Origin of the sequence: Haladaptatus sp. CMAA 1909, assembly GCF_043952005.1 — an archaeon.
Classification (GTDB): Archaea; Halobacteriota; Halobacteria; order Halobacteriales; family Haladaptataceae; genus Haladaptatus.
Genome location: NZ_JBIOAV010000001.1, coordinates 2,226,962 through 2,247,866, shown reverse-complemented (window position 1 = coordinate 2,247,866; position 20,905 = coordinate 2,226,962). Strand labels below are relative to the sequence as shown.

Sequence of the window (20,905 nt, the reverse complement as noted above, 5' to 3'; positions counted from 1 at the left end):
ACGATAGGAGTACGCGACCGTCGGGCTAAACCTTCGCGGCGCGTCGAATCGTCGAAAACGGAGACAGAGGAGTTAGCTGTAGTAGTACTCGCCGTCGCTCTTCTGCTGCCGGTCGAGTTGGCTGCCGGGCTTGTTGATGCGCGGGCGACCCACGTTCTCGTCGCGGCGGAACGTGATGTCGAGGTTGGCGAGGAAGTCGTTCATCCCGTCGCGCATCCCCTTCGGGCGTCCGGCGTGACCGTGCTGTGCGGGTTCGCCGTCGAACACCATCAGGCGGTCCGAGAGCAGGTCGATTATGTACGTGTCGTGGTCGATGACCAACACGGTGGCGTCCTGAATCTCGGCGTAGCGGCGGATGGCGCGCGTCGCACGGACGCGCTGTTCCACGTCGAGGTACGCAGAGGGTTCGTCCAGCAGGTAGAGGTCGGCGGGTTTCGACAGGCAGGCCGCGATGGCGACGCGCTGGCGCTCCCCACCGGAGAGGTCCATCAAGTTCTGCTCCATGATGCGTTCGAGTTGGAGCGGTTGTGAGATTTCCGTGTCCCAGTAGGAGGTTCCCATGTCGTCGGTCAGCGACGAGAGGAACACATCCACGCGCATCGGCTGGTCGATTTCGATGTACTGCGGTTTGTACGAGATGTCGAGCGCGAAGTCCGCGTCGCCCTCGTCCGGTTCGAGTCGTCCGGCGAGGAGTTGTGCGAACGTCGATTTCCCGATTCCGTTCGGACCGACGATGCCCAGCACCTCGTTCTCGTAAATCGTGCCGCCTTCCACGTCGAGCGAGAACTCGCCCTCGCCGTACGATTTGTGGAGGTCGGGGTACTCCACGAGCGGGTCGGACGTTATCGACTCGCGCGGGGCGTGTTCGTCGAACTCGATTGCGTTCGGACGGATCCGCATGTTCTCGTTGTTGAGGTAGCCCTTCAGGTACTCGTTGATGCCGTTACGCACCGATTTCGGCGTCGTGATGACACCGTACGCGCCGGGTTCGCCGTACGCGACGTGCAGGTTGTCGGCCACCAAATCGAGGATGGCGAGGTCGTGTTCGACCACGAGCATGGAGCGGCCCTGCTCGTTCGCCATCTCCTGAAGCAGGCGGGCGACCGTGACGCGCTGGCTGATGTCGAGGTACGGCGTGATTTCGTCGAGGAAGTAGAAGTCGGCGTCGCGGGCCAGCGCCGCCGTCAGCGCCACGCGCTGGAGTTCGCCGCCGGAGAGGCTGTCGATGTCCTGGTCCATCACGTGCTCGATTTCGAGTCGTTCCAGCAGGTCGTCCAGCACGCCGCGCTCGTCGGTTCGGGAGAGCAACTCGGCGGTGCTGCCGTCGAATCGGTCGGGGATCTTATCGACGTACTGCGGTTTTCGTGCGACGGTGACGTCGCCGTCCCGGACTTCACCGAGGTAGTCCTGCAGTTCGGTTCCGCGGTAGCGGTCGAGGATGGTGTCCCATCCCGGCGGGTCCTCGAACTGGCCGAGGTTGGGCGCGAGTTCGCCTGCGAGAATCTTCACCGCCGTTGTTTTCCCGCTCCCGTTCGGGCCGAGAATCCCTGTGACCTGTCCCTCTTGGGGTATCGGCAGTCCGTACAGCGAGAAGGCGTTTTCGCCGTAGCGGTGGACGGGGTCCTCCTGTAGCTCGCTCGGCAGGTTGATGATCTCGATGGCGTCGAACGGGCACTTCTCGACGCAGATACCGCAGGTTTCGCCGAGGCAAATCTCCTCGCTGATGTGTACCTGATCGGGTTGCCCTTCGGCCGTGTCCTCGCCGCGGAGCGTGATGCACTCCTTTCCCGTCCGGTTCGGGGGACAGAAGTTCTTACACTCGTAGTTGCAGCGGTCGGGTGAGCAACGCTCCAAGTCCACGACCGCGATACTGTCGTCCGCCATGCTTAGAGCTCCACGTGGTTGATGAGGAGAATGCCCCACGTGATGAACCAGAGCGAGAACGTCATGAACGCGACGAAGAGAGTGTCTTTGATTCCGTCCAACTCGTATCCCATGAGATACAGCAGCGGGAGTTGAACGATCACGAACGCGAGCATGATGGTCAATCCCATCTGGTCCGTCGCCGCCGCGTTCGACGTCCCCACTATCAGGGCGGACGCGAACCCGGCGACGATGCCAGATATCGAAGCGAGCGACGTGACGGTAATACTCCGGAGATGGGCCGCCCGTCGCTCTGATGCCTTTTCAGTCGCCATGCGTGGCAATCGGGTACCCTGCCTCAAAAGACGTTCGCTTGTACATACCCCCGTTTCCGCCCGGTCGAGAACCGTCCGAACGTCGGACCCGAATACAGACGGTGGGTGACTTTTAGGGTGTGCGTGTGACAGTGTACCAACGTCGGCACAGGGTGCCGTCGAAAACGCTCCGAGACCGGCTTCGTCCTTCGAATTCGTCTTCCCGTAGTGGCCACTGTGAAGCCTTTCCATGCCACTCCATCTCAATAGTTTTATGGCGATGGCGTGTTTCGATTCGTAACGATGATGAGCCAGACTGAACGGGAACAAATCGACGACCTTCCACCAAGTGCCAAACTCGTTTTCAAGGTTCTCGAATACAAGGGATCCCTCACCCAGAAACAGATCGTGGACGAATCCATGTTGTCCGCACGGACGGTTCGCTACGCGCTCGAACGACTCGAAGACATCGGCGTCGTCGACGAGGACATCTACTTCGCCGACGCCCGCCAGAACCTCTACGAAATCGACGTCCCGACGGAACCGGACTCGGACCACCGTGCGGACGCCCAGTGCGCGGAATAGCCGCGCCGTTTCTCTCGCCGACTCTCCCTTTCTCCTTCCCCTTCCTTTGTCTCCCACAAAAACCGCGGTGTCCGCTATCCACACCGCTTTGTATTCCCGAGTGGACATCCGGATATGAACGTGTTCGTCATCGGCGGCACCGGCCTCATCAGCACCGGTATCGTCGACCAACTCGCCGATGCGGGCGAATCCGTGACGATGTTCACGCGCGGCAACCATGACGCAGCGCTGCTGGACGGCGTTACACATGCGCGGGGCGACAGGCACGACACCGACGCTCTCGAAACGGCCGTCGCGGACGCCGACCCCGACGCGTTAGTGGACATGGTCTGCTTCTCGCCAGAAACGGCGCGTGAGACGGTCGACGCCGTCGCTCCTCACGTCGACCAGTACGTCTTCTGTAGCACGGTCGACGTCTACCATCGCCCGCCGGAACGAAATCCCATTACCGAGGACGCCGCACGACACCCGAACGTGAGCGACTACGGCCGGAACAAGGCGGACGCAGAGGACGTGTTCATGGACGCCCACGAACGCGGCGAGTTCGAGACGACGGTCATCCGCCCGTGGAGCACCTACGGCGAGGGCGGCGCCATCAACCACACCTTCGGGAAGGGAACGTACTACCTCGACCGTCTCCGCGCCGGAAAACCCGTCGTCGTCCACGGCGACGGCACCTCGATTTGGGGTGCGTGCCACCGCGACGACGTGGCCCACGCGTTCGTCAACGCCATCGGTAACGAGGACGCGTACGGCGAGGCCTACCACGTCACGAGCGAGGAGTTCATCACGTGGAACCAGTACCACCGCCGCGTCGCCAGCGCCATCGGTGCGCCCGACCCGAAACTCGTCCACGTCCCGACCGACGTGCTGACCGCCGTCGCGCCGGAGCGAACCGCGATGCTCCGCGACCACTTCCAGTACGCGACGACGTTCGACAACGGCAAGGCGAAACGCGACCTCGATTTCGAGTACACGATCGATTTCGAGACGGGAATCACTCGGACGGTCGAATGGTTGGAGGAGAACGAGAAAATCGACGACTGGGAGGACGAACCGTTCGAGGACGCGCTCATCGAGACGTGGCGAGTCGCCACGTCGGACGTTGTCGCCGCGTTGGGTGACTATCGGTGAACTGACGGATTCCAACGCTCACACCGCGGAGTACAGAACGACGAACCAAAGCGTGCTCCACACGCCAGCTATCTCCGATCGAATCGTGAGCGCACGAATCATCCCCGCGACGAGATAGCCGACCGGACGAACGCCGGACGGTAACGTTCGGACCATCGTCACCAGCGACCGCGTATCCGACTCGCTCGGCGCGGCGGTCAGCGCAAAACACACCGCGAGCCAAAGAAAAACCACGGCGTTCGGTGTTCCGGAAACCCACTTCATCCCGGCGAGAGCGACGACGACGAGCGCCGTATTCACCACGAACGGTGCGACCGCGATTCCGAAATCGGCGAGGAACGAGTTCACGGGTTCGTGGTCGAGTGAGACGCTGTCGATGAAGACGGAGAACGAGGGGCCGTGATGGACCTCGACGCCGAAGACGTAGCAAGCGAGCAGATGGGCGATTTCGTGGCTGACGATGCCGGGAAAGATCGCTATCGTGACCACCGCGTTCCACCACTTCCGAAAGGAGTGCATCGGTCGAGCGACTGAGAGGACACGCACGGTCGCCGAAAAACTGATGATAGTCCGAACGGAGCGATCCATTTCGAATCACCGCGAACGGCGAAGAACGACGCGCGTGTTACGCCGTCACGACCGTAATCTGACGCTCTCTATCGATGGCGTACTCCAACTCCTCGGCGATGGCGCTGCCGCGGGAGACCTGAATGTCGCCGCCGCGGCCGACCGTCGCGGTGAACAGGTACTCGCCGTCGGCCTGCACTTCGACTGTCTCCCCGGCGTGGCCGTCCAGCGGGATGATGACGTGCCGTCCCGTGATTTCGGGCGTCACCACGTCGCCGCGCGGCGTCTCCATCCCCTTCGTACTCCCGACCGAGGAGGGTTTCTCGTCGTGCGTTCGCACGTCGATGTCGATGCCGAGGCGGTTCTCGATGTCGTCGATCCGACCGCCGCCCTTGCCGATGACGTAGGAGATGTCGTTTTCGTCCACGTAGACGACGGCCTTGTTCTGGCCCTGTAGGTCCACGTCGACGTGGCCGCGGGACACCGACTGGATTTCGCGCTCGATCTCCTGTCTGGCGAGGCGCGACACGCCGGTTTCGCTCTCCTCACCGTCCTCCAAAGGGACCGTGACGACCTGCCGGTTGAAGGTGTAGATTTCGTACTCCGGCGTGCCGGTCTCGAACTCCTCCACGAGGATGACGGGGCGGGCGAGGTCCTCCTCGGTCATGCCCGCCGGCACTTTGACCTCGGTCCGCACGTCGTAGACCTTCTCGATTTGTCCGGCCTCGATGTAGACGACGGTGTCCACGATCTGCGGAATCATGCCGAGTTCGACCCGGCCGATGAGTCGCTGGAGCGCGTCGATGGGGCGGGTGGCGTGGACGACGCCGACCATGCCGACGCCCGCGAGGCGCATGTCCGCGAACACCTCGAAGTCGTTCGTCTTCCGCACCTCGTCGTAGATGGTGTAGTCCGGCCGGACCATCAGCAGGGAGTCGGCCGTCTTCTCCATCTCGCCCGCCAACTCGGTGTACTGAGTCACTTTGGGTCCGACCTGCAAGTCGCGGGGTTTCTCCATCGTCTTCACGGCGAAGTCGCTGTCGGCGAGAAACTCCGCGACGGCCTGTGCGAAGGTGGACTTCCCGGCGCCGGGTGCCCCGGAAATCAGGACGCCGCGCTGTCGTTCGAGCAGGCGTCCCCGGAGTTCGTCTGCGTGTTCGTAGTCGTCCATCGACGTCTTGACGATGGGACGAACCGCCGTGATTTCCCACGCGTCGGCGAACGGCGGTTCCGCGATGGCGATACGGTAATCGCGGAACTGGACGATGGTCATGCCGGGTTCGTCGATTTCGATGAACCCGTCGTGGCTCTGTTTCGCGCTCTGGATTATCTCCTGTGCGTACTCCTTCAGTTGCTCGTCCGTGGAGGGTTCGTCGCGAATCCGCTGATAGTGCATGTCGCCGATTTCGCCCCGCTTCGCCATCGGCGGGACCTTCGACCGGAGGTGGAGGCTCATCGTTTGCTCGTCGAAGTAGTCCTCGATGCTGAGCCGTTCCACGTCCCGCGTTTTCGGCGCGATGTACTCGACTTCCAAGCCCTTCGCTTGCGCGACTTCGCTCTGTACGAGGTCGCTGGTGACGAACGTGGCGTCGTGCTCGTCCGCTAACTCCCGGATGAGCGCGTCGATTTCCCCCCGGTGGGCGTATCCCTGTTCTTCGGGTTTGGGTCGCTTCCCGACGTAATCGAGTTCGATGTCACCGGCGTCCGCGAGGTCCGCGAGACGTTGCAGTTCGGACAGCCCGTTCCACCCGCTCTCCTCTCCCTTGTTCGCCTGCGATTCCAGTTCGCTGACGACGGCTTCGGGGATGAGAACCGTCGCCCCAGCAAAGTCGCCATCATCGACTTTCTGCGAGATACGGCCATCGATGACGGCGCTCGTATCCGGCACTACGTTCATGGGCGTCGGTTCGTGCGGTAGCCTGATAAGGGTTTCAGCGCGTGGGTCACGCTTTTGCTCCTCGGTGACGTACGGCAGTCGATGCGTCACGCCCACCTCGTGCTCACCGTCGACGAAGAAACGCGCGACCGAATCGAAGCCGACTGCACGGACGAAACCATCGACGAGTGGCTTCTAGACGCCATCGAGCGCAAACTCGACCGATACGACGAGTACGAGTTCGTCGACGATTGTGCCATCTGAGCCGAAGCTTGCGGATTCAAGCACCAGAATTAGAGGGTTGATTTCCCAACCACTGGTCGATGGTGTCATCCGAGTCCCCGGACCCCTCACGTCTCGATAGAGCGTTCGAAGTACTTTCGGACGCCCAACGACGCCGATTAGTGTGCTATCTCATCGAATCGACGGACGGTTCCACGACCGTCGGGGAACTGTGTGACGTACTCGATGGCGATTCACAGCACATCGAAACGCGACTTCGACACGTCCACCTCCCCAGACTCGAAGCGATGTCGATAATCGATTACGACGAGCGGACCGGAGCGATTCGATATTCGGACGACGTGCTTCTGGAGGACATATTGGACTGCTGTGAGAGATACTGTGAACCCATAGACGGGTGAGACCTATTCCGGCCAGCATCGATTTGGTCGCCGATGCCATCGTCCCGACCATGGCACGAGAACTCGACGAGATTCGAGCGGACTTGGACTCCGTCGCGGACGACGCCTCGCCTGCCGTCGCCGGAGAGATTCGGTCGATTCGAAAGGGCCTGTCCAACATCCCGAGCGACGAGGAAACGAAGCGAACGCAGTTCCGCGAGACGGAGGACAGAATTTCGGAGATAGAACACCAAGCGGACGCGTCCGTCGCGGAACGGCTTCACACGCTGCAGGAGGACATCCACGTTCTTGCCGAAGACGTTGGATACTAACCATCACGGCGCGACTCAATGGAATACGGACGAACTGGTCGAACACGTCAACTGAAGCGAAATGATAATGGTGTTTGAACGACATAACGGCGGTTTCTGCTGCCACTACGGATCGCATGCCAGAGAGGTTGCCGAGGGCATAGAGTACTAAACCGCCGAGTGGAATGGTGGGGTATGGACGAACTGGTCGAACTGACTCGGGACCTCGTTTCGATTCCCAGTCACGAAGACGAAACGGCGGCGGGCGATTACATCGAGGAGTGGCTTCGGTCGGAGACTGACGCGGACGTAACGCGAGACGAAGTGGGGAACGTCGTCGCTCACAGGGCGGCCGACGGCGACGCCGACACCTCGCTCGCGCTGGTCGGCCACCACGACGTCGTTCCGCCGGACGAATCGCAGGTGGACGGCGGGGAGTGCGTGGTCGAGGAGCGCGACGGACGACTCTACGGTCGCGGCGCGGCGGACATGAAGGGTTCAGTGGTGGCGTCGATGCTCGCGTTCCGCGACGCCGACCCGTCCTGTGACCTCGCCTTCGCCAGTTTCATCGCCGAGGAGTTGGGCGGCGACGGCGCACGTCACGCCGTCGAAGGCGGCTTTTCTCCCGACTGCGCCATCGTCGCCGAGGGGTCCACGAACTACTCGAAAGCGGGCGTCACGGACGTCGTCGTCGCCCACCGCGGACGGCGGGCGAGCACCGTCACGGCGCACGGAACCGCCGCGCACGCGAGCGAACCGGAGGCCGGTGAAAACGCCATTTACCGCGCCAGCGATGCCGTAGACATCGTCCGCGAGTGTGACGTCCCGACCGTCTCGGTTCTCGGCAACGACCTCTCTGGAAGCGTCGTCGTCACCGAAATCCACGGCGGGAGCGCGTGGAACGTCATCCCGGACACCTGCGACGTAACCATCGACGAGCGGACCGTCCCCGGCGAGCACGCCGACCTGAGTGCCGTGGAGGAAATCGACGGCGTGGAGTGGACCGTCGAACAGGACCTGCCGCCGATGGAGTGCGACGACCCGGACTTCGCGGACGCGGTGCTGACCGCCGCCCGAGACGCACAGGACGGCGACCCGGAACAGGTGACGAAGCCCCACGCGACGGATGCCGGGTGGTTGGCGCAGGCGGGCGTCACCTGCGTCGTCTGCGGCGCGTCCGAACCCGGCGAAGCGCACACGAAAAACGAGAGCGTGGACATCGACGTGCTGGCGCGTTGTTACCGGATTTATCGAAACACTGCGGAGGCGCTCTAACGAATAGCCTCCGTCGTATTTCGTACCGAAACCCATTCATTGATAATCGGTGACAGCAAACACCCGACGATGGCAACCGAAGCCGCCGAAGAAAACAGTACCTACGAGGAGTTTCTCGGGAAAGTAAAACGGATTTCGAACGTCCAGAACGCCGCCGGGATTCTCGGCTGGGACCAAGAAGTCGTGATGCCCGAGGGTGGCACCCCCGCTCGGTCACAGCAGCGGTCGGCACTGTCGGCGATTTCGCACGAACTGCTCACCGACGACGAGATGGGCGAGTTGTTGGACGAACTCGAAGGCGAGGAGTTGGACGACGAGCAGGCCGCCGTCGTCCGCGAGGTTCGACGGGAGTACGAGCGAGCGACCCGCGTCCCCGGCGAGTTGGTCGAGGAGATCTCCCGCACCACGTCCGAGGCGCTGCCGAAGTGGAAGAAGGCGCGCGAGGAGGACGACTTCTCCATTTTCGCCCCGACGCTCGAAAAACTGGTCGAGTTGGAGCGCGAATACGCCGAACACATCGACCCGGACAAGGACCCCTACGAGGTCCTGTTCGAGGAGTACGAACCCTATCTCGGCATCGACACCGCCGAGGAGACGCTGGCGGAACTCCGCGACGAACTCGTCCCGCTCATCGAGGACGTGCGCGAGAGCGACGTCGAACTCGCCACGCCGTTCCAGGGAACTTACGACGCCGAGATTCAGGAGGAACTCTCGCGCGACGTTCTCGACACGCTCGGCTACGACTGGGACCGCGGCCGCCTCGACACCGCCCCGCACCCCTTTTCCAGCGGGACGCAGTTCGACGCGCGCGTGACGACGCGCTTCGACGAGAGCGACCCCCTCGGCGCGCTGATGAGCACGGTCCACGAGTTCGGCCACGCGACGTACACGCAGGGTCTGCCCGACGACCAGTACGGCACGCCGCTCGGCCAAGCCCGCGACCTGACCGTCCACGAGTCACAGTCCCGCGTCTGGGAGAACAACGTCGGTCGGTCGCGCGTCTTCTGGGAGAACTTCCTGCCGCTCGTTCAAGAGCGCTTCGCGGACGCGAACGGCGTCTCCGTCGACGAGATGTATCAGGCCGCGAACCGCGTCTACGAGGACAACCTCATCCGCGTCGAGGCGGACGAACTGACCTACCACATGCACATCGTGGTGCGCTTCGAAATCGAGAAGGCGCTCATCCGCGGCGAAATCGAGGTGGACGAGGTGCCGGAACTGTGGAACGACAAGTACGAGGAGTACCTCGGCATCCGCCCCGACACGGACGCCGACGGCTGTCTACAGGACATCCACTGGAGTCACGGTAGCTTCGGCTATTTCCCGACCTACTCGCTGGGGAGCGTCCTCGCCGCGCAACTGTACGCGAAAGCCGACGAGGACATCGACGACCTCGACGGTCGGATTCGCGACGGCGACTTCGACGACTTCCACGACTGGCTGACCGAGAACATCCACCAGTACGGCTGTCTGTACACCACGGACGACCTCATCGAACACGCGACGGGCGAGTCGTTCACCGCCGAGTACTTCCTCGACTACGTGACCGAGAAGTACGGCGCGCTGTACGATCTCGAGTAACGATTCTCCGTCGCGGTTTTCACGGCTTCGCGGAAGCGGTCGAAAAATAAATCCGGAACTCTCGGACTCAGTACGAGTTCACGAGGTCGATGTAGTAGTCCCAGTCCCAGTTCGGGCCGGGGTCGGTGTGACTGTTCTCGGGAACCTGCTCGTGGCTGATGATGCCCCCGTTGGCCGGGTTCGCTGCGTCGCTCGGGACGCTCGACGGGTGTTGTTTCGGGACGCCGTACTGCTCACAGAGCCAGCTAGCCAGTTTGGCGGATGCACGATACTGGGCGTCTTCGTAGCTCTCGCTGACGTAGCCGCCGTGTTCGATGCCGACGGAGTACTGGTTGTAGCTCCAGTTGCCCGCGTGCCACGCGATGTTGATGTCGCTGACGCTCTGGTACTTGTAGCCCCCTTCGGAGACGGTGTAGTGGGCGCTGACGTCCGCGTCGGGGTTCTGGAACCAGTTGACCGCGCTGCTGGCCGAACCCTGTACGGTGTGGATGATGACCCAATCGATCTCCGCAGCGCCGCGGTCCGCTCCCGTGTAGTTGCTCGAATCCGCCGGTTCCCAATCGACCGTCGGTTTGGCCGCCGCGGTTCCGCTGAGGGCGACCGCACCGATGCCCGCTGTACCTGCCGCGCCGACCGTCTTGAGGAAGTTGCGTCGTGATGTCATACTCCACTATTCTAATCGTACGGTTAATTTAAAATATTTTCTCTAGCAATCTAATAAATTAATATATGGAGAATGGATCAATATATTGTACTACTCCGGCGAGGACTCGTAGTCACGATTCGGGCGACAAGCGGGTCGTGGTCGGAGGTACGCCGTTCCGACGGAAAGCGATGGGTGAGGGTACTCGAAAACTATGCGGGATAACGAGTATAGGCTCGGAACGATGTCACGTAAGCTCGGGCTAGCTCCCCCCTACGACGAGCGCGTGAGGAGTTTTCGGAGATGGTCCGTCGAGAAAAAGGACGACGGTTTGTCCATGTGAACGCCGATTTCCCCCTCCATCGCCATGAGACCCGCTTTCTGGACGGGTTTCGGGAGCGAGTACGCCCTGCGCACCCAGTGACCCAGTCGGATTTCGTTCTTCAACTCCCGTCGCCACGCGCGTTCGTAGTCGGCGAGCGTCGCCGGGTCGTCGGGGTCGATGGTTTCGACGGCGCGGTCCGCCGCGGTCATGCCGTAGAGGATGCCGCCGCCGGTGAAGGGCTTCGTCTGTGCGGCGGCGTCGCCGACGAGAAATCCGCGGTGGGCGGTGACGCTCGGTGCGGGGCCGATGGGAATCATCCCGGCACAGAAATTCCCGGTTTCGGCGCCGTATTCGGCCGTGAATCGATCGAACAACTCGCGAGCGTTCTCGCCCGGCGGCGCGGCCAGTCCGTACTCGACGCCCGCCTTCCCGCGGGGAATCCGCCACGCGAAAAATCGCGGCGCGGTGAGATGAACGTCCACGAAGTTGCCGTTGTGCGTGTCGGTCGTGAACCCGAGCACGCCCTGCAGTTTCTCGCTCGGTTCGGGCAGGTGGAGTTCCCGCCGGACGCGCGAGACCGGGCCGTCACAGCCGACGACCATCTTCCCGCGAAACGTCTCCGTTCCGTCGGGCGTGTTGGCAGTGATATCCACGTACTTCCCGTGTTCGTCCACGTCGGACACGCTGTGTCCCTCACGCAAATCGGCCCCCGCCTCCTCGGCGGCGGTCGCGAGCGTCCGGTCGAGTCCGACCCGGTCGATGACGTTCGAAATGACCTCGTCCTTGTAGAACGGATGTTCGGGGGATGTCGGGCCATCGACGTGGAAGCGCGCACCGTAGACTTCGTTCTGGAGGAGGTCCGCACGGGCACCCTCGGGGGTAAACTCCCAGATGTCGGTACTGACGTGGCCGGAACACGCGAGCGGCGTTCCGACCTGCCCGCGTTCGAGAACGAGAACGTCGTGTCCCGCGTCCGCGGCGCGTCGCGCGAACCGCGACCCGGCGGGACCGGCACCGACCACCACGAAATCGTACATTATCGTGGGTTGTTCGCCGCGGGGCAAAATAGCTTCTTTCTCGGGTCGGGTCGCTATCGTGCGGACGGCGGTCGTTCTCCCATCCCGAGTTGCCGACGCCGGAGGTAATGAACCAATGCCGAGAGCGCGAACGCGGCGACGATGAGAACGCCCCAGATCTTGTCCGGAATCGCCGAAAACGGCGGAATACCGAGGAAGTCGGCGAAGACGAGAATCGCGCTCACGATGGCGAGACCGAGGTAGTACCGGATCCACGGAAACTCGTCCTGCGGACGGAGGTACCCCTCCAACTGCCCGGCGTTATCGGCGAGTTCGACGATGCCTCTGCTCTGGTTGTACTCCACGATTCCCGCATCCGAAAGCTTCGGGAGATGCGTCTGATACAACGAGGTGTACACCGACTTGCGCTCGTTCGCGGACAGGCCTTCGACCGTGGTGTCGTTTTCCCATGCCGCGACCTGTTCCGCCAGTTCGCTGAGTTCCACCGGTCGCCCCTGCTGTTTGAGATAGTGGAGCGTGTACCGCCGTCGCCTATTTTTCAGAACGTCGAAGATGAGATCTTCGGACAGTTCTTGTGGGGTTCCATCAGTCGAACTCATGACACCTGAGAGTCGCAATCGGTTGTTTCCGCTATACCACCGCCACCCGGACGTAACACGAGTGCGAAGTTACCTCGGACGACACTTTGTTATCCAGTGCTTAGCTGGCTGTAGTTTTCAAACTACTTACGATACCGACGCATAAGCGGGCGATTCTTCGGGGTAAGCCCGCCATTCTATCGTATAAATAGATCGGTATATCGGTTCGAAACAGTTGCGCGTCGGTCCGGACGCGCCGACGTATCAGTTGTCAGTCATCCATCGGCGCAGGTGCGGGTCTGTCCGAACGCGGACCGTCGAGTTCGATGCCCGGGAGTTTGTCACGGAGATACTGCCCGGTGTAGGATTCCTCGACCCGCGCTATCTCCTCGGGCGTGCCGGTGGCGACGATTTCGCCGCCCTTCTCGCCGCCCTCGGGGCCGAGGTCGATGACGTGGTCGGCGTTCTTCACGAGGTCGAGTTCGTGTTCGATGACGGCGATTGTGTTGCCCTTGTCCGTCAGTCGCTGGAGGACGGCCACGAGTTTGCGCTCGTCCTCGTGGTGCAGTCCCGTGGTGGGTTCGTCCAACAGGTAGAGCGTCTCGCCCGCGTCCTTCTTGCCGAGTTCCTCGGCGAGTTTGACGCGCTGTGCCTCCCCGCCGGAAAGGGTCGTGGACGGTTGGCCGAGTTTCATGTAGTCAAGCCCCACGTCCTTCAGCAGTTTCAGGCGACGACGGATTCGCGTGTCGTGCTCGAAGAAGTCGTGTGCCTCCTCGACGGACATGTCGAGCACCTCCGCGATGGTCGCACCCCGGTAGGTCACGTCCAGTGTCTCGTCGTTGTAGCGCGCGCCGTCGCACTCCTCGCACGGGACGTACACGTCCGAGAGGAAGTTCATCTCGATTTTGACGGTTCCCTGCCCGCCACACTCCTCGCAGCGCCCGCCCTTCACGTTGAACGAGAAGCGACCCTTCTCGTAGCCGCGCTGCTTGGCGAGTTTCGTCTCGGCGAAGGATTTGCGGATGTAGTCGAACACGCCCGTGTACGTCGCCGGGTTCGAGCGCGGCGTCCGGCCGATGGGCGACTGGTCGATGAGTCGCACCTTTTCGATGTTCTCCATCCCGTCGATGGAATCGTGGTCGCCGGGGTCCACCGAGGTGTTGTCGTTCATCTCGCGGGCCAGTCCCTTGTAGAGGATGTCGTGCATCAGTGTGGATTTCCCCGACCCGGAAACGCCCGTGACGGCGGTGAACTTCCCGATCGGAATGTCCACGTCGAGGTCCTTGAGGTTGTGCTGGCGCGCCCCGCGAACCGTGAGGTGGGCGTCGCTCTCCCGACGTTCCTCGGGGACGGGAATCTCCTTTCGTCCGGCGAGGTAGTCGCCCGTGATGCTCTCCTCGTGGGCCATCACCTCATCCACGTCGCCCTGCACGACGATTTCGCCGCCGCGCCTGCCAGGTCCGGGACCGATGTCGATGACGTTGTCCGCCCGCCGCATCGTCTCCTCGTCGTGTTCGACGACGATGAGGGTGTTCCCCAGGTCGCGGAGTTCACAAAGCGTGTTCAGCAAGCGGTCGTTGTCGCGCTGGTGAAGGCCGATCGAGGGTTCGTCCAACACGTAGAGGACGCCGACCAGCCCCGACCCGATCTGGGTCGCCAGCCGAATCCGCTGGCTCTCCCCGCCCGAGAGCGTCGAGGCTTCGCGGTCGAGCGTCAGATACTGCAATCCGACCTCCTCCATGAAGCCGAGTCGCGCCCGAATCTCCTTCAGAATCTCCTCGGCGATGCGGTTCTGTCTGTCGGTCAGGTTGGCTTCGAGGTTCTCGAAGTGAACCAGCGCGTCCCCGATGGACATCCGGTTGACAGCCGAAATCGAGGTGCCGTCGACGTACACCGAGCGGCTTTCGGGCCGCAGTCGCGTGCCGTCGCAGGCCGGACACTCCGTCACGGCCATGTACTCTTCGATGTGGCCGCGCGCCCGGTCGCTGTCGGTTTCGACGTAGCGTCGTTCGAGATTCGGGATGACGCCCTCGAACGGTTCCTCCTTCCGACGGATGCCGTTCTTCGTGTTCCACTTGAACAGCACGTCCTCGTCGGTGCCGTAGAGGAACCCCTGCCTGACTTCCTCGCCCAGATCCTCGAACGGCGTCGTCAGGCTCACGTCGAAGTGCTCGGCGACGGAATCGAGCTGTCGGCGGTAGTACGTCCGCTGGTAGCTCCACGGCTCGAAGACGTGTTTGAGCTGTTTCGACGGGTCCTCGACGACGAGGTCCTCGTCTATCTCCTTCGTCTCGCCGATGCCTTCACACTCGGGACACGCGCCGTGCGGACTGTTGAACGAGAAGCTCCGCGTCTCGATTTCGCGGAAGTCGATGCCACAGTGCGTGCAGGCGAGCTCCTCCGAAAACTCCACGACGAGTCGGTCGTCGCCGTCCCCGGCCAAGTCGCCCGTCGAACGCGACTCGGACCCGAGGTTCACGTCCGCCGGTGCGTCGGGGACGATGAGTTTCATCACGCCCTCGGCTTCCTCCAGCGCGGTCTCGACGCTGTCGTTGATGCGCGAACGCGCTTCCTTGCTGACCTTCACGCGGTCGACGATGACGTCGATGGTGTGGTCGTAGTTCTTGTCGAGGTCGGGACGGTCGAGCGTCAAATCGAACTCCTCGCCGTCCACTTCGACGCGCGAGTAGCCGTCCGAGACGAGGTCGTCGAACAGGTCGGCGAACGCGCCCTTCTGGTCGCGGACGACCGGCGCGGCTATCTTCGCCTTCGTTCCCTCGGGCAAATCGAGCACCCGACGGACCATGTTCTGGGCGCTCTGCTCGCCGACTTCCCGACCGCACTGCGGACAGTGCGGCGTGCCGACGCGGGCGTAGAGCAGTCGCAGGTAGTCGTGCAGTTCCGTCACGGTTCCGACCGTCGAACGCGGGTTGTTCGCCGCGTTCTTCTGGTCGATGGAGATGGCGGGCGACAGGCCTTCGACGTTCTCGACCTGCGGCTTGTCCATCTGCCCGAGGAAGTTCCGGGCATAGGCCGACAGGCTCTCGATGTAGCGTCGCTGTCCCTCGGCGTACACCGTCTCGAAGGCGAGCGAGGACTTCCCCGACCCCGAAAGGCCGGTGACGACGTTGAACTCCTCGCGCGGAATCTTGACGTCGAGGTCTTTGAGGTTGTGCTCCTCGGCCCCCCGCACTTCGATGTAGTCCTTGCTCATCTAGACTCAGACAGCGACTGAACGGGGGTATGCCTATCGGTTGGGAATGCAAGCGGAGTGAAAGTGAAACGGGGAAGTGCGGATACGACGGCGATAACGTACCCTACCGAACGGGACATATTCGTTCGGTCCTTACCTGACGTAAGTGCCATCGAACACAGCGATACCGGAGGAAGCGGAACGACGCACGATGTGGCGGCTCTTCGCCGAATACGGCCGCGGGTACTGGCCGCAGTTCGTCGCGGGATTCGTCGGGACGGTGCTCGGACGCCTCTCGGGTCTTCTGCCACCGGTCATCCTCGGCATCGCCATCGACGCGATATTCCTGAACGAGCAGACGTTCTCCCTCCCGCTAATCCCGTCGGCGTGGCTGCCGACGACGCAGTCCGGACAGCTATGGCTCTCCATCGGCGTCGTCCTCGCGTCGTTTCTCGTCGGTGCCGCATTCTCGTGGCTGGAAGGCTGGGGCTGGAACGCGTTCGCACAGGGCGTCCAGCATCGGCTTCGCGTGGACACCTACGACCAGATGCAACTGCTCGATATGAACTTCTTCGATGGCAAGCAGACGGGCGAGTTGATGTCCATCCTGAACAACGACGTGAACCAGTTGGAGACGTTTCTGAACGACGGGCTGAGTTCGGCGCTCCGAATCGCGGTGCTCATCGTCGGCATCGGCGGCATCCTGTTCACCCTCAACCCGGCGCTCGCGCTCGTGGCGCTGCTCCCGGTCCCCGTCCTTGCGGGGTTCACGTACCTCTTCGTCCGAACCATCCAACCGAAGTACGCCGCGATGCGGGCGAGCGTCGGCGCGCTCAACTCCCGACTGGAGAACAACCTCGGCGGCATCCGCGTCATCAAGTCCGAAACCGCAGAATCGTACGAATCCGGCAGAATCGAGGAGGCCTCCGGGGACTACTACGACGCGAACTGGGACGCCATCACGACCCGAATCACCTTCTTCCCCGGCCTGAGTCTCCTGACCGGCATCGGCTACGCCGTCACCTTCGCGGTCGGCGGTTTTTGGCTGCTTTCCGGTGCGCCGGGGCCGTTCACCGGCGCGCTTGAACCCGGCGTGTTCGTCACCTTCGTCATCCTGAGTCAGCAGTTCATCTGGCCCATGGCGCAGTTCGGGCAGATAATCAACATCTACCAGCGCGCCGAAGCGTCCAGCGACCGAGTGTACTCGCTGATGAACGAACGCGGGACGCTGGGCGAGAGCGCCGACGCGCCGGACTTGGAAGTAACGGAGGGCGAAGTGGTCTACGACGACGTGAGTTTCGGCTACGGCGAGGAGACCGTCGTCTCGGACATCGATTTACGCGCCGAACGCGGCGACACGCTCGCGCTCGTCGGTCCCACCGGCGCGGGCAAATCCACCGTCCTCAAACTCCTCCTCCGCATGTACGACGTGGGGGAGGGAACGATTCGCATCGACGGCACCGACATCCGGGACGTAAACCTCCGCAGTCTACGGCGAGCGGTCGGCTACGTCAGTCAGGAACCGTTCCTCTTCTACGGGTCCGTGAAGGAGAACATCGCGTACGGGACGTTCGACGCGAGCGACGAGGAAATCGAGGAGGCCGCGAAAGCCGCCGAGGCACACGAGTTCATCGTCAACCTGCCCGACGGCTACGATACCATGGTCGGCGAACGCGGCGTCAAACTCTCGGGCGGCCAGCGCCAGCGACTCTCCATCGCGCGGACGGTTCTCAAGGACCCCGCCATCCTCGTGCTGGACGAGGCGACGAGCCACGTCGATACCGAAACCGAGGCCCTCATCCAGCGCAGTCTCGCCTCGCTCGTGGCCGAGAAGACGACGTTCGCCATCGCCCACCGCCTCTCGACGGTCAAGGACGCCGAGGAAATCGTCGTCCTCGACGACGGCGAAATCGTGGAGCGCGGCACTCACGACGATTTGCTGGCGCTCGACGGCCTGTACGCCAACCTCTGGCACGTGCAAGCCGGGGAAATCGAAGCCCTCCCGCGCGAGTTCATCGAGCGGGCGATTCGACGGCGCGCGGAAATCGAAGACGGCGACGTCGGGGGCAACGGCGATATCGAGGGCGCGGAAGCACAGGCGGACGGCGGGGAGTAGCCGGATTCGCCTACTGACCCGACTCAGACCTTCTCCGGCAACCATCCGCCGTCAACCTGGACGTTCACGCCGCTCAGGTAGTCGCTGTCTTCGTCCACGAAGAAGCGCAGTGCCTGTGCCACGTCCTCGAATTTCGCCGGTGTACCGCGGGGCAAGTCGTCCGGGAACACGTCCGAATTTTCGACCACGTAGGGCGAAATCGCGTTGACGGTCACGCCATCGTCCTGCGTGTCGGCGGCGAGCATCCGCGTGAACATCAGGACGCCCGCTTTCGCCATGAAGTACGGCGCGTTCTTCGGACTGATGAGTCCCTTCTCCGCGCTGGCGTAGCCGATGTTGACAATTCTGCCGAACTCGGCCTCGCGCATCCCGGGGAGCGCCCGCTTCGAACAGAGGTACGTTCCGTTGATGTTGCCCTCGAGGACGGCGTTCCAGCGCTCGAACGAGATGTCCTCCCAGTGGCTGGGTGCGAACGGGCCGACGTTGTTCACCAGCACCTCCACGGAACCGAGTTCGTCCTCGATGGCCGAAAACAGGCCGTCCACCTCGTCCGGGTCGGTGACGTCACCCTGCACGGTCATCGCTTCGCCACCCATCTCTCGGGCGGCGTCGGCTATCTCCCGCGCCTCGTCCTCGCTCGAATGGTAGTGGACGGCCACGTCCGCACCGCAGTCGGCGAGCGAGAGGAGCAGTTCCCGGCCGACGCCCTTCGAACTGCCGGTGATCAGGGCGACTCGTCCGTTCAGATTCGGCGATATCATGCGCTCCCTTCGTTCCCGAACGTCAACTAACTTGATATCTCGATTATCCCGGTTTCGAGTGAATGCCCCCCTATATTTAATATTCTGCACAGTGACGTGCTACCATGGCAATAGAGACGATTCTTCTCGCGGTAGGACCGGGAGACGCGGACCGAACCGGACGGCTCGCCGACGCCGTCATCGATGTAGCCGGGCCGACCGGCGCGACTGTCGTCCTCGCACACGTCTTCACCGACGACGAGTTCAACGACGTCGTAGACCGACTCGATTACGACCCAGCCGGGGCACCCAACTCGGACGAGGTGGCCGCGCGACACGCGACGATTCGTTCGCTCTCGGACGCGCTCGACTCCGAGAACATCGGCTACTCGGTGCGGGGTGCGATCGGGAATCACGGCGAAACCATCGTCGACCTCGCGGAGGACGTGAACGCCGATAGCGTCTTCGTCGGCGGCCGCAAACGCTCGCCGACCGGCAAGGCCGTTTTCGGCAGTACCGCACAGGAAGTGATGCTCTCCGCGCCGTGTCCCGTGACGTTCGTCCGCGAGGACTGAACGCCCGCTCGTTCTCCCCTCGCTCGGCTTCCGACATTTTTCACTCCTCCGCGCGTTCCTGCCATCGTCGTTGCATTCTTCGCTCGCGGACGTGCCGCTCCCCGTCCGCGAGTTCGTCGCGCGTCGCGCCTTCGAACGCCTCGATGTCGAGGAGGAACCCCGTCTCGAACGATTCGACCAACTCGTAGGTCCATCGGTCGCCGCCGAGGACGCCACACGGGAGGATTTCGTCCCGGATGTGGTCGGCGAGTTCGTCGTGCCCCGCGTCCCGCAGGTGGCTCTCCGCCTCGTTGAAGTGTTCCATCGCGTGGCCGGTGACGTGGTGGAACTGAACGAGGTAGCCGTGTGCCTTCCGCAGTCCCTCGATGCCGAGTTCGAGTTCGTGGAGCGCGGACTCCGTCTCGTCGTCGATGTCAGGGAGGTGGTCCGACATGCATCGACTCACGCCGTCGATGCAGTTAACTTCGGCAGCCGAACCTCTCGGGCTATCGGACACTACTCGTCGGCGAGTAAATGCCTGTAGTTAAGTGGGACGGACGACGTTTGTTCATCTGAATGGCCTACTACGCGGGTGTAGACCTGGGGGCGACCCACGTCAGGGCGGCCGTTGCCGACGAAGGCGGCGACGTCGTCAGCACGTACGAACGTGGCACGCCACAGGGACCGACCGGCATCGCGGTTACTGAAGCAGTACTCGAATGCATTCGTGGTGCGTGTGCGAACGCGAACATCGACCCCAGCGAGGTTCGGGCGGCGGGCATCGGCAGCATCGGCCCGCTCGACCTCGCGGAGGGTGCGGTCGAGAATCCGGCGAACCTGCCGGACACCATCGGCCGAATCCCCCTGACCGGACCGGTGGGGAAACTCATTCACAGCGAACGCGTCACCCTCCACAACGACACCAACGCGGGCGCTATCGGGCAGCGATTCTACAGCGACCGCAACCCGGACGACATGGTGTACATCACGATTTCCAGCGGCATCGGTGCCGGCGTCTCCGTCGATGGCAACGTCCTCACCGGTTGGGACGGCAACGCGGGCGAGGTTGGACACATGATAGTTGACCCGCACGGCAGGCGCACTTGTGGCTGTGGCAAGGACGGCCACTGGGAAGCCTACTGTTCGGGCAACAACATCCCGGAGTACGCCCGGATGTTGGCCGAGGAGGACGAGACGGTGCAAACCTCCCTCGAACTCGAAGATCCCGACTTCTCGGCGAAGGACGTGTTCGAGAACGCCGGCATCGACCCCTTCGCCGACCATGTCATCGAACAGGTCGCCCACTGGAACACGGTCGGCGTGGCGAACGTCGTCCAAGCCTACGCGCCGTTGGTGGTCTACCTCGGCGGTGCCGTCGCCCTCAACAACGAGGAACTCGTCGTGGACCCGATTCGGGAGCGCATCGGCAACCACCTCCTGAACAACCAACCCGACGTGCAGCTCACGACGCTCGGCGACGAAGTCGTCCTGAAGGGTGCGGTCGCGAGCGCCCTGACGGACGGCACCGGCGACGAATCGCGTTTGGCCGACTGATTTTCGCGACGTGAGGTCCGAGGGATGCGGCCGCTT

At 62.8% G+C, this 20,905-nt stretch carries 20 protein-coding genes; 10 read left to right on the top strand and 10 right to left on the bottom strand.

Annotated features, from left to right (window positions below):
- Positions 1-72: 72 nt before the first annotated feature.
- Entirely contained in the window at positions 73-1,884 is a 1,812-nt protein-coding gene (locus ACGYLY_RS12330; protein ID WP_395281318.1) for a ribosome biogenesis/translation initiation ATPase RLI, read from the bottom strand.
- Between the two features lie 2 nt (positions 1,885-1,886).
- Positions 1,887-2,198, bottom strand: coding sequence for a hypothetical protein (locus ACGYLY_RS12325; protein ID WP_395281319.1), 312 nt, complete (start codon positions 2,196-2,198; stop codon positions 1,887-1,889).
- A 285-nt stretch (positions 2,199-2,483) separates the two neighbouring features.
- Here ACGYLY_RS12325 and ACGYLY_RS12320 point away from each other — a divergent pair, with 285 nt between their 5' ends.
- Positions 2,484-2,762: a winged helix-turn-helix transcriptional regulator gene (locus ACGYLY_RS12320; protein WP_395281320.1), complete on the top strand. Its 279-nt coding sequence runs from the start codon at positions 2,484-2,486 to the stop codon at positions 2,760-2,762.
- 114 nt (positions 2,763-2,876) lie between these two features.
- Positions 2,877-3,896: an NAD-dependent epimerase/dehydratase family protein gene (locus ACGYLY_RS12315; protein ID WP_395281321.1), complete on the top strand. Its 1,020-nt coding sequence runs from the start codon at positions 2,877-2,879 to the stop codon at positions 3,894-3,896.
- An 18-nt stretch (positions 3,897-3,914) separates the two neighbouring features.
- Here ACGYLY_RS12315 and ACGYLY_RS12310 read toward each other — a convergent pair whose 3' ends face one another.
- Both ACGYLY_RS12310 and ACGYLY_RS12305 read right to left on the bottom strand, forming a co-directional pair.
- A complete protein-coding gene (locus tag ACGYLY_RS12310; protein WP_395281322.1) occupies positions 3,915-4,484 on the bottom strand; it encodes a hypothetical protein in 570 nt (189 codons plus the stop codon).
- A 37-nt stretch (positions 4,485-4,521) separates the two neighbouring features.
- Positions 4,522-6,360, bottom strand: a complete 1,839-nt coding sequence (locus tag ACGYLY_RS12305; RefSeq protein ID WP_395281323.1) for a PINc/VapC family ATPase — start codon at positions 6,358-6,360, stop codon at positions 4,522-4,524.
- 81 nt (positions 6,361-6,441) lie between these two features.
- Between ACGYLY_RS12305 and ACGYLY_RS12300 the strand changes: the two genes are divergently transcribed.
- From ACGYLY_RS12300 to ACGYLY_RS12280, 5 genes are all read left to right on the top strand, one after another.
- The gene (locus ACGYLY_RS12300; RefSeq protein ID WP_395281324.1) at positions 6,442-6,603 is read left to right on the top strand and encodes a hypothetical protein; all 162 of its coding nucleotides are present in this window, start codon (positions 6,442-6,444) and stop codon (positions 6,601-6,603) included.
- A 59-nt stretch (positions 6,604-6,662) separates the two neighbouring features.
- Entirely contained in the window at positions 6,663-6,983 is a 321-nt protein-coding gene (locus tag ACGYLY_RS12295) for a hypothetical protein (protein WP_395281325.1), read from the top strand.
- Between the two features lie 50 nt (positions 6,984-7,033).
- Positions 7,034-7,294 carry a hypothetical protein gene (locus ACGYLY_RS12290; protein ID WP_395281326.1) on the top strand — a complete coding sequence of 87 codons (261 nt, stop codon included), beginning with the start codon at positions 7,034-7,036 and terminating at the stop codon, positions 7,292-7,294.
- Between the two features lie 174 nt (positions 7,295-7,468).
- On the top strand, positions 7,469-8,548 hold the full coding sequence (locus tag ACGYLY_RS12285; protein ID WP_395281327.1) for a M20 family metallopeptidase: 1,080 nt from the start codon (positions 7,469-7,471) through the stop codon (positions 8,546-8,548).
- 69 nt (positions 8,549-8,617) lie between these two features.
- Positions 8,618-10,129 (top strand): carboxypeptidase M32, encoded by a 1,512-nt coding sequence (locus ACGYLY_RS12280; RefSeq protein WP_395281329.1) that lies wholly within the window; start codon positions 8,618-8,620, stop codon positions 10,127-10,129.
- Between the two features lie 67 nt (positions 10,130-10,196).
- Here ACGYLY_RS12280 and ACGYLY_RS12275 read toward each other — a convergent pair whose 3' ends face one another.
- The 4 genes from ACGYLY_RS12275 to uvrA form a co-directional block, all read right to left on the bottom strand.
- Complete coding sequence (locus ACGYLY_RS12275; RefSeq protein WP_395281330.1) at positions 10,197-10,793, bottom strand: N-acetylmuramoyl-L-alanine amidase; 597 nt, start codon at positions 10,791-10,793, stop codon at positions 10,197-10,199.
- 252 nt (positions 10,794-11,045) lie between these two features.
- Positions 11,046-12,134 carry a geranylgeranyl reductase family protein gene (locus tag ACGYLY_RS12270; protein ID WP_395281331.1) on the bottom strand — a complete coding sequence of 363 codons (1,089 nt, stop codon included), beginning with the start codon at positions 12,132-12,134 and terminating at the stop codon, positions 11,046-11,048.
- Between the two features lie 53 nt (positions 12,135-12,187).
- Positions 12,188-12,733 (bottom strand): hypothetical protein, encoded by a 546-nt coding sequence (locus ACGYLY_RS12265; protein WP_231184868.1) that lies wholly within the window; start codon positions 12,731-12,733, stop codon positions 12,188-12,190.
- Between the two features lie 250 nt (positions 12,734-12,983).
- Entirely contained in the window at positions 12,984-15,926 is a 2,943-nt protein-coding gene (gene uvrA, locus ACGYLY_RS12260) for an excinuclease ABC subunit UvrA (RefSeq protein WP_395281332.1), read from the bottom strand.
- Positions 15,927-16,116: 190 nt separating this feature from the next.
- Between uvrA and ACGYLY_RS12255 the strand changes: the two genes are divergently transcribed.
- Positions 16,117-18,021 (top strand): ABC transporter ATP-binding protein, encoded by a 1,905-nt coding sequence (locus tag ACGYLY_RS12255; RefSeq protein WP_395284116.1) that lies wholly within the window; start codon positions 16,117-16,119, stop codon positions 18,019-18,021.
- 23 nt (positions 18,022-18,044) lie between these two features.
- On the opposite strand, the gene ACGYLY_RS12250 is transcribed toward ACGYLY_RS12255, so the two are convergent.
- Positions 18,045-18,782 carry an SDR family NAD(P)-dependent oxidoreductase gene (locus ACGYLY_RS12250; protein WP_395281334.1) on the bottom strand — a complete coding sequence of 246 codons (738 nt, stop codon included), beginning with the start codon at positions 18,780-18,782 and terminating at the stop codon, positions 18,045-18,047.
- 104 nt (positions 18,783-18,886) lie between these two features.
- Here ACGYLY_RS12250 and ACGYLY_RS12245 point away from each other — a divergent pair, with 104 nt between their 5' ends.
- Positions 18,887-19,336, top strand: a complete 450-nt coding sequence (locus tag ACGYLY_RS12245; protein ID WP_395281335.1) for a universal stress protein — start codon at positions 18,887-18,889, stop codon at positions 19,334-19,336.
- Positions 19,337-19,376: 40 nt separating this feature from the next.
- Here the strand turns inward: ACGYLY_RS12245 and ACGYLY_RS12240 are convergent, their stop codons facing one another.
- Positions 19,377-19,769: a hypothetical protein gene (locus tag ACGYLY_RS12240; RefSeq protein ID WP_395281337.1), complete on the bottom strand. Its 393-nt coding sequence runs from the start codon at positions 19,767-19,769 to the stop codon at positions 19,377-19,379.
- A 122-nt stretch (positions 19,770-19,891) separates the two neighbouring features.
- Here ACGYLY_RS12240 and ACGYLY_RS12235 point away from each other — a divergent pair, with 122 nt between their 5' ends.
- Positions 19,892-20,869: an ROK family protein gene (locus ACGYLY_RS12235; RefSeq protein ID WP_395281338.1), complete on the top strand. Its 978-nt coding sequence runs from the start codon at positions 19,892-19,894 to the stop codon at positions 20,867-20,869.
- Positions 20,870-20,905 lie beyond the last annotated feature (36 nt).

Coding starts and splice junctions, on each gene's coding strand:
- ACGYLY_RS12330 (WP_395281318.1), bottom strand. CDS start 1,884: ATGGCGGACGACAGTATCGCGGTCGTGGACTTGGAGCGTTGCTCACCC.
- ACGYLY_RS12325 (WP_395281319.1), bottom strand. CDS start 2,198: ATGGCGACTGAAAAGGCATCAGAGCGACGGGCGGCCCATCTCCGGAGT.
- ACGYLY_RS12320 (WP_395281320.1), top strand. CDS start 2,484: ATGAGCCAGACTGAACGGGAACAAATCGACGACCTTCCACCAAGTGCC.
- ACGYLY_RS12315 (WP_395281321.1), top strand. CDS start 2,877: ATGAACGTGTTCGTCATCGGCGGCACCGGCCTCATCAGCACCGGTATC.
- ACGYLY_RS12310 (WP_395281322.1), bottom strand. CDS start 4,484: ATGGATCGCTCCGTTCGGACTATCATCAGTTTTTCGGCGACCGTGCGT.
- ACGYLY_RS12305 (WP_395281323.1), bottom strand. CDS start 6,360: ATGAACGTAGTGCCGGATACGAGCGCCGTCATCGATGGCCGTATCTCG.
- ACGYLY_RS12300 (WP_395281324.1), top strand. CDS start 6,442: ATGCGTCACGCCCACCTCGTGCTCACCGTCGACGAAGAAACGCGCGAC.
- ACGYLY_RS12295 (WP_395281325.1), top strand. CDS start 6,663: ATGGTGTCATCCGAGTCCCCGGACCCCTCACGTCTCGATAGAGCGTTC.
- ACGYLY_RS12290 (WP_395281326.1), top strand. CDS start 7,034: ATGGCACGAGAACTCGACGAGATTCGAGCGGACTTGGACTCCGTCGCG.
- ACGYLY_RS12285 (WP_395281327.1), top strand. CDS start 7,469: ATGGACGAACTGGTCGAACTGACTCGGGACCTCGTTTCGATTCCCAGT.
- ACGYLY_RS12280 (WP_395281329.1), top strand. CDS start 8,618: ATGGCAACCGAAGCCGCCGAAGAAAACAGTACCTACGAGGAGTTTCTC.
- ACGYLY_RS12275 (WP_395281330.1), bottom strand. CDS start 10,793: ATGACATCACGACGCAACTTCCTCAAGACGGTCGGCGCGGCAGGTACA.
- ACGYLY_RS12270 (WP_395281331.1), bottom strand. CDS start 12,134: ATGTACGATTTCGTGGTGGTCGGTGCCGGTCCCGCCGGGTCGCGGTTC.
- ACGYLY_RS12265 (WP_231184868.1), bottom strand. CDS start 12,733: ATGAGTTCGACTGATGGAACCCCACAAGAACTGTCCGAAGATCTCATC.
- uvrA (WP_395281332.1), bottom strand. CDS start 15,926: ATGAGCAAGGACTACATCGAAGTGCGGGGGGCCGAGGAGCACAACCTC.
- ACGYLY_RS12255 (WP_395284116.1), top strand. CDS start 16,117: ATGTGGCGGCTCTTCGCCGAATACGGCCGCGGGTACTGGCCGCAGTTC.
- ACGYLY_RS12250 (WP_395281334.1), bottom strand. CDS start 18,782: ATGATATCGCCGAATCTGAACGGACGAGTCGCCCTGATCACCGGCAGT.
- ACGYLY_RS12245 (WP_395281335.1), top strand. CDS start 18,887: ATGGCAATAGAGACGATTCTTCTCGCGGTAGGACCGGGAGACGCGGAC.
- ACGYLY_RS12240 (WP_395281337.1), bottom strand. CDS start 19,769: ATGTCGGACCACCTCCCTGACATCGACGACGAGACGGAGTCCGCGCTC.
- ACGYLY_RS12235 (WP_395281338.1), top strand. CDS start 19,892: ATGGCCTACTACGCGGGTGTAGACCTGGGGGCGACCCACGTCAGGGCG.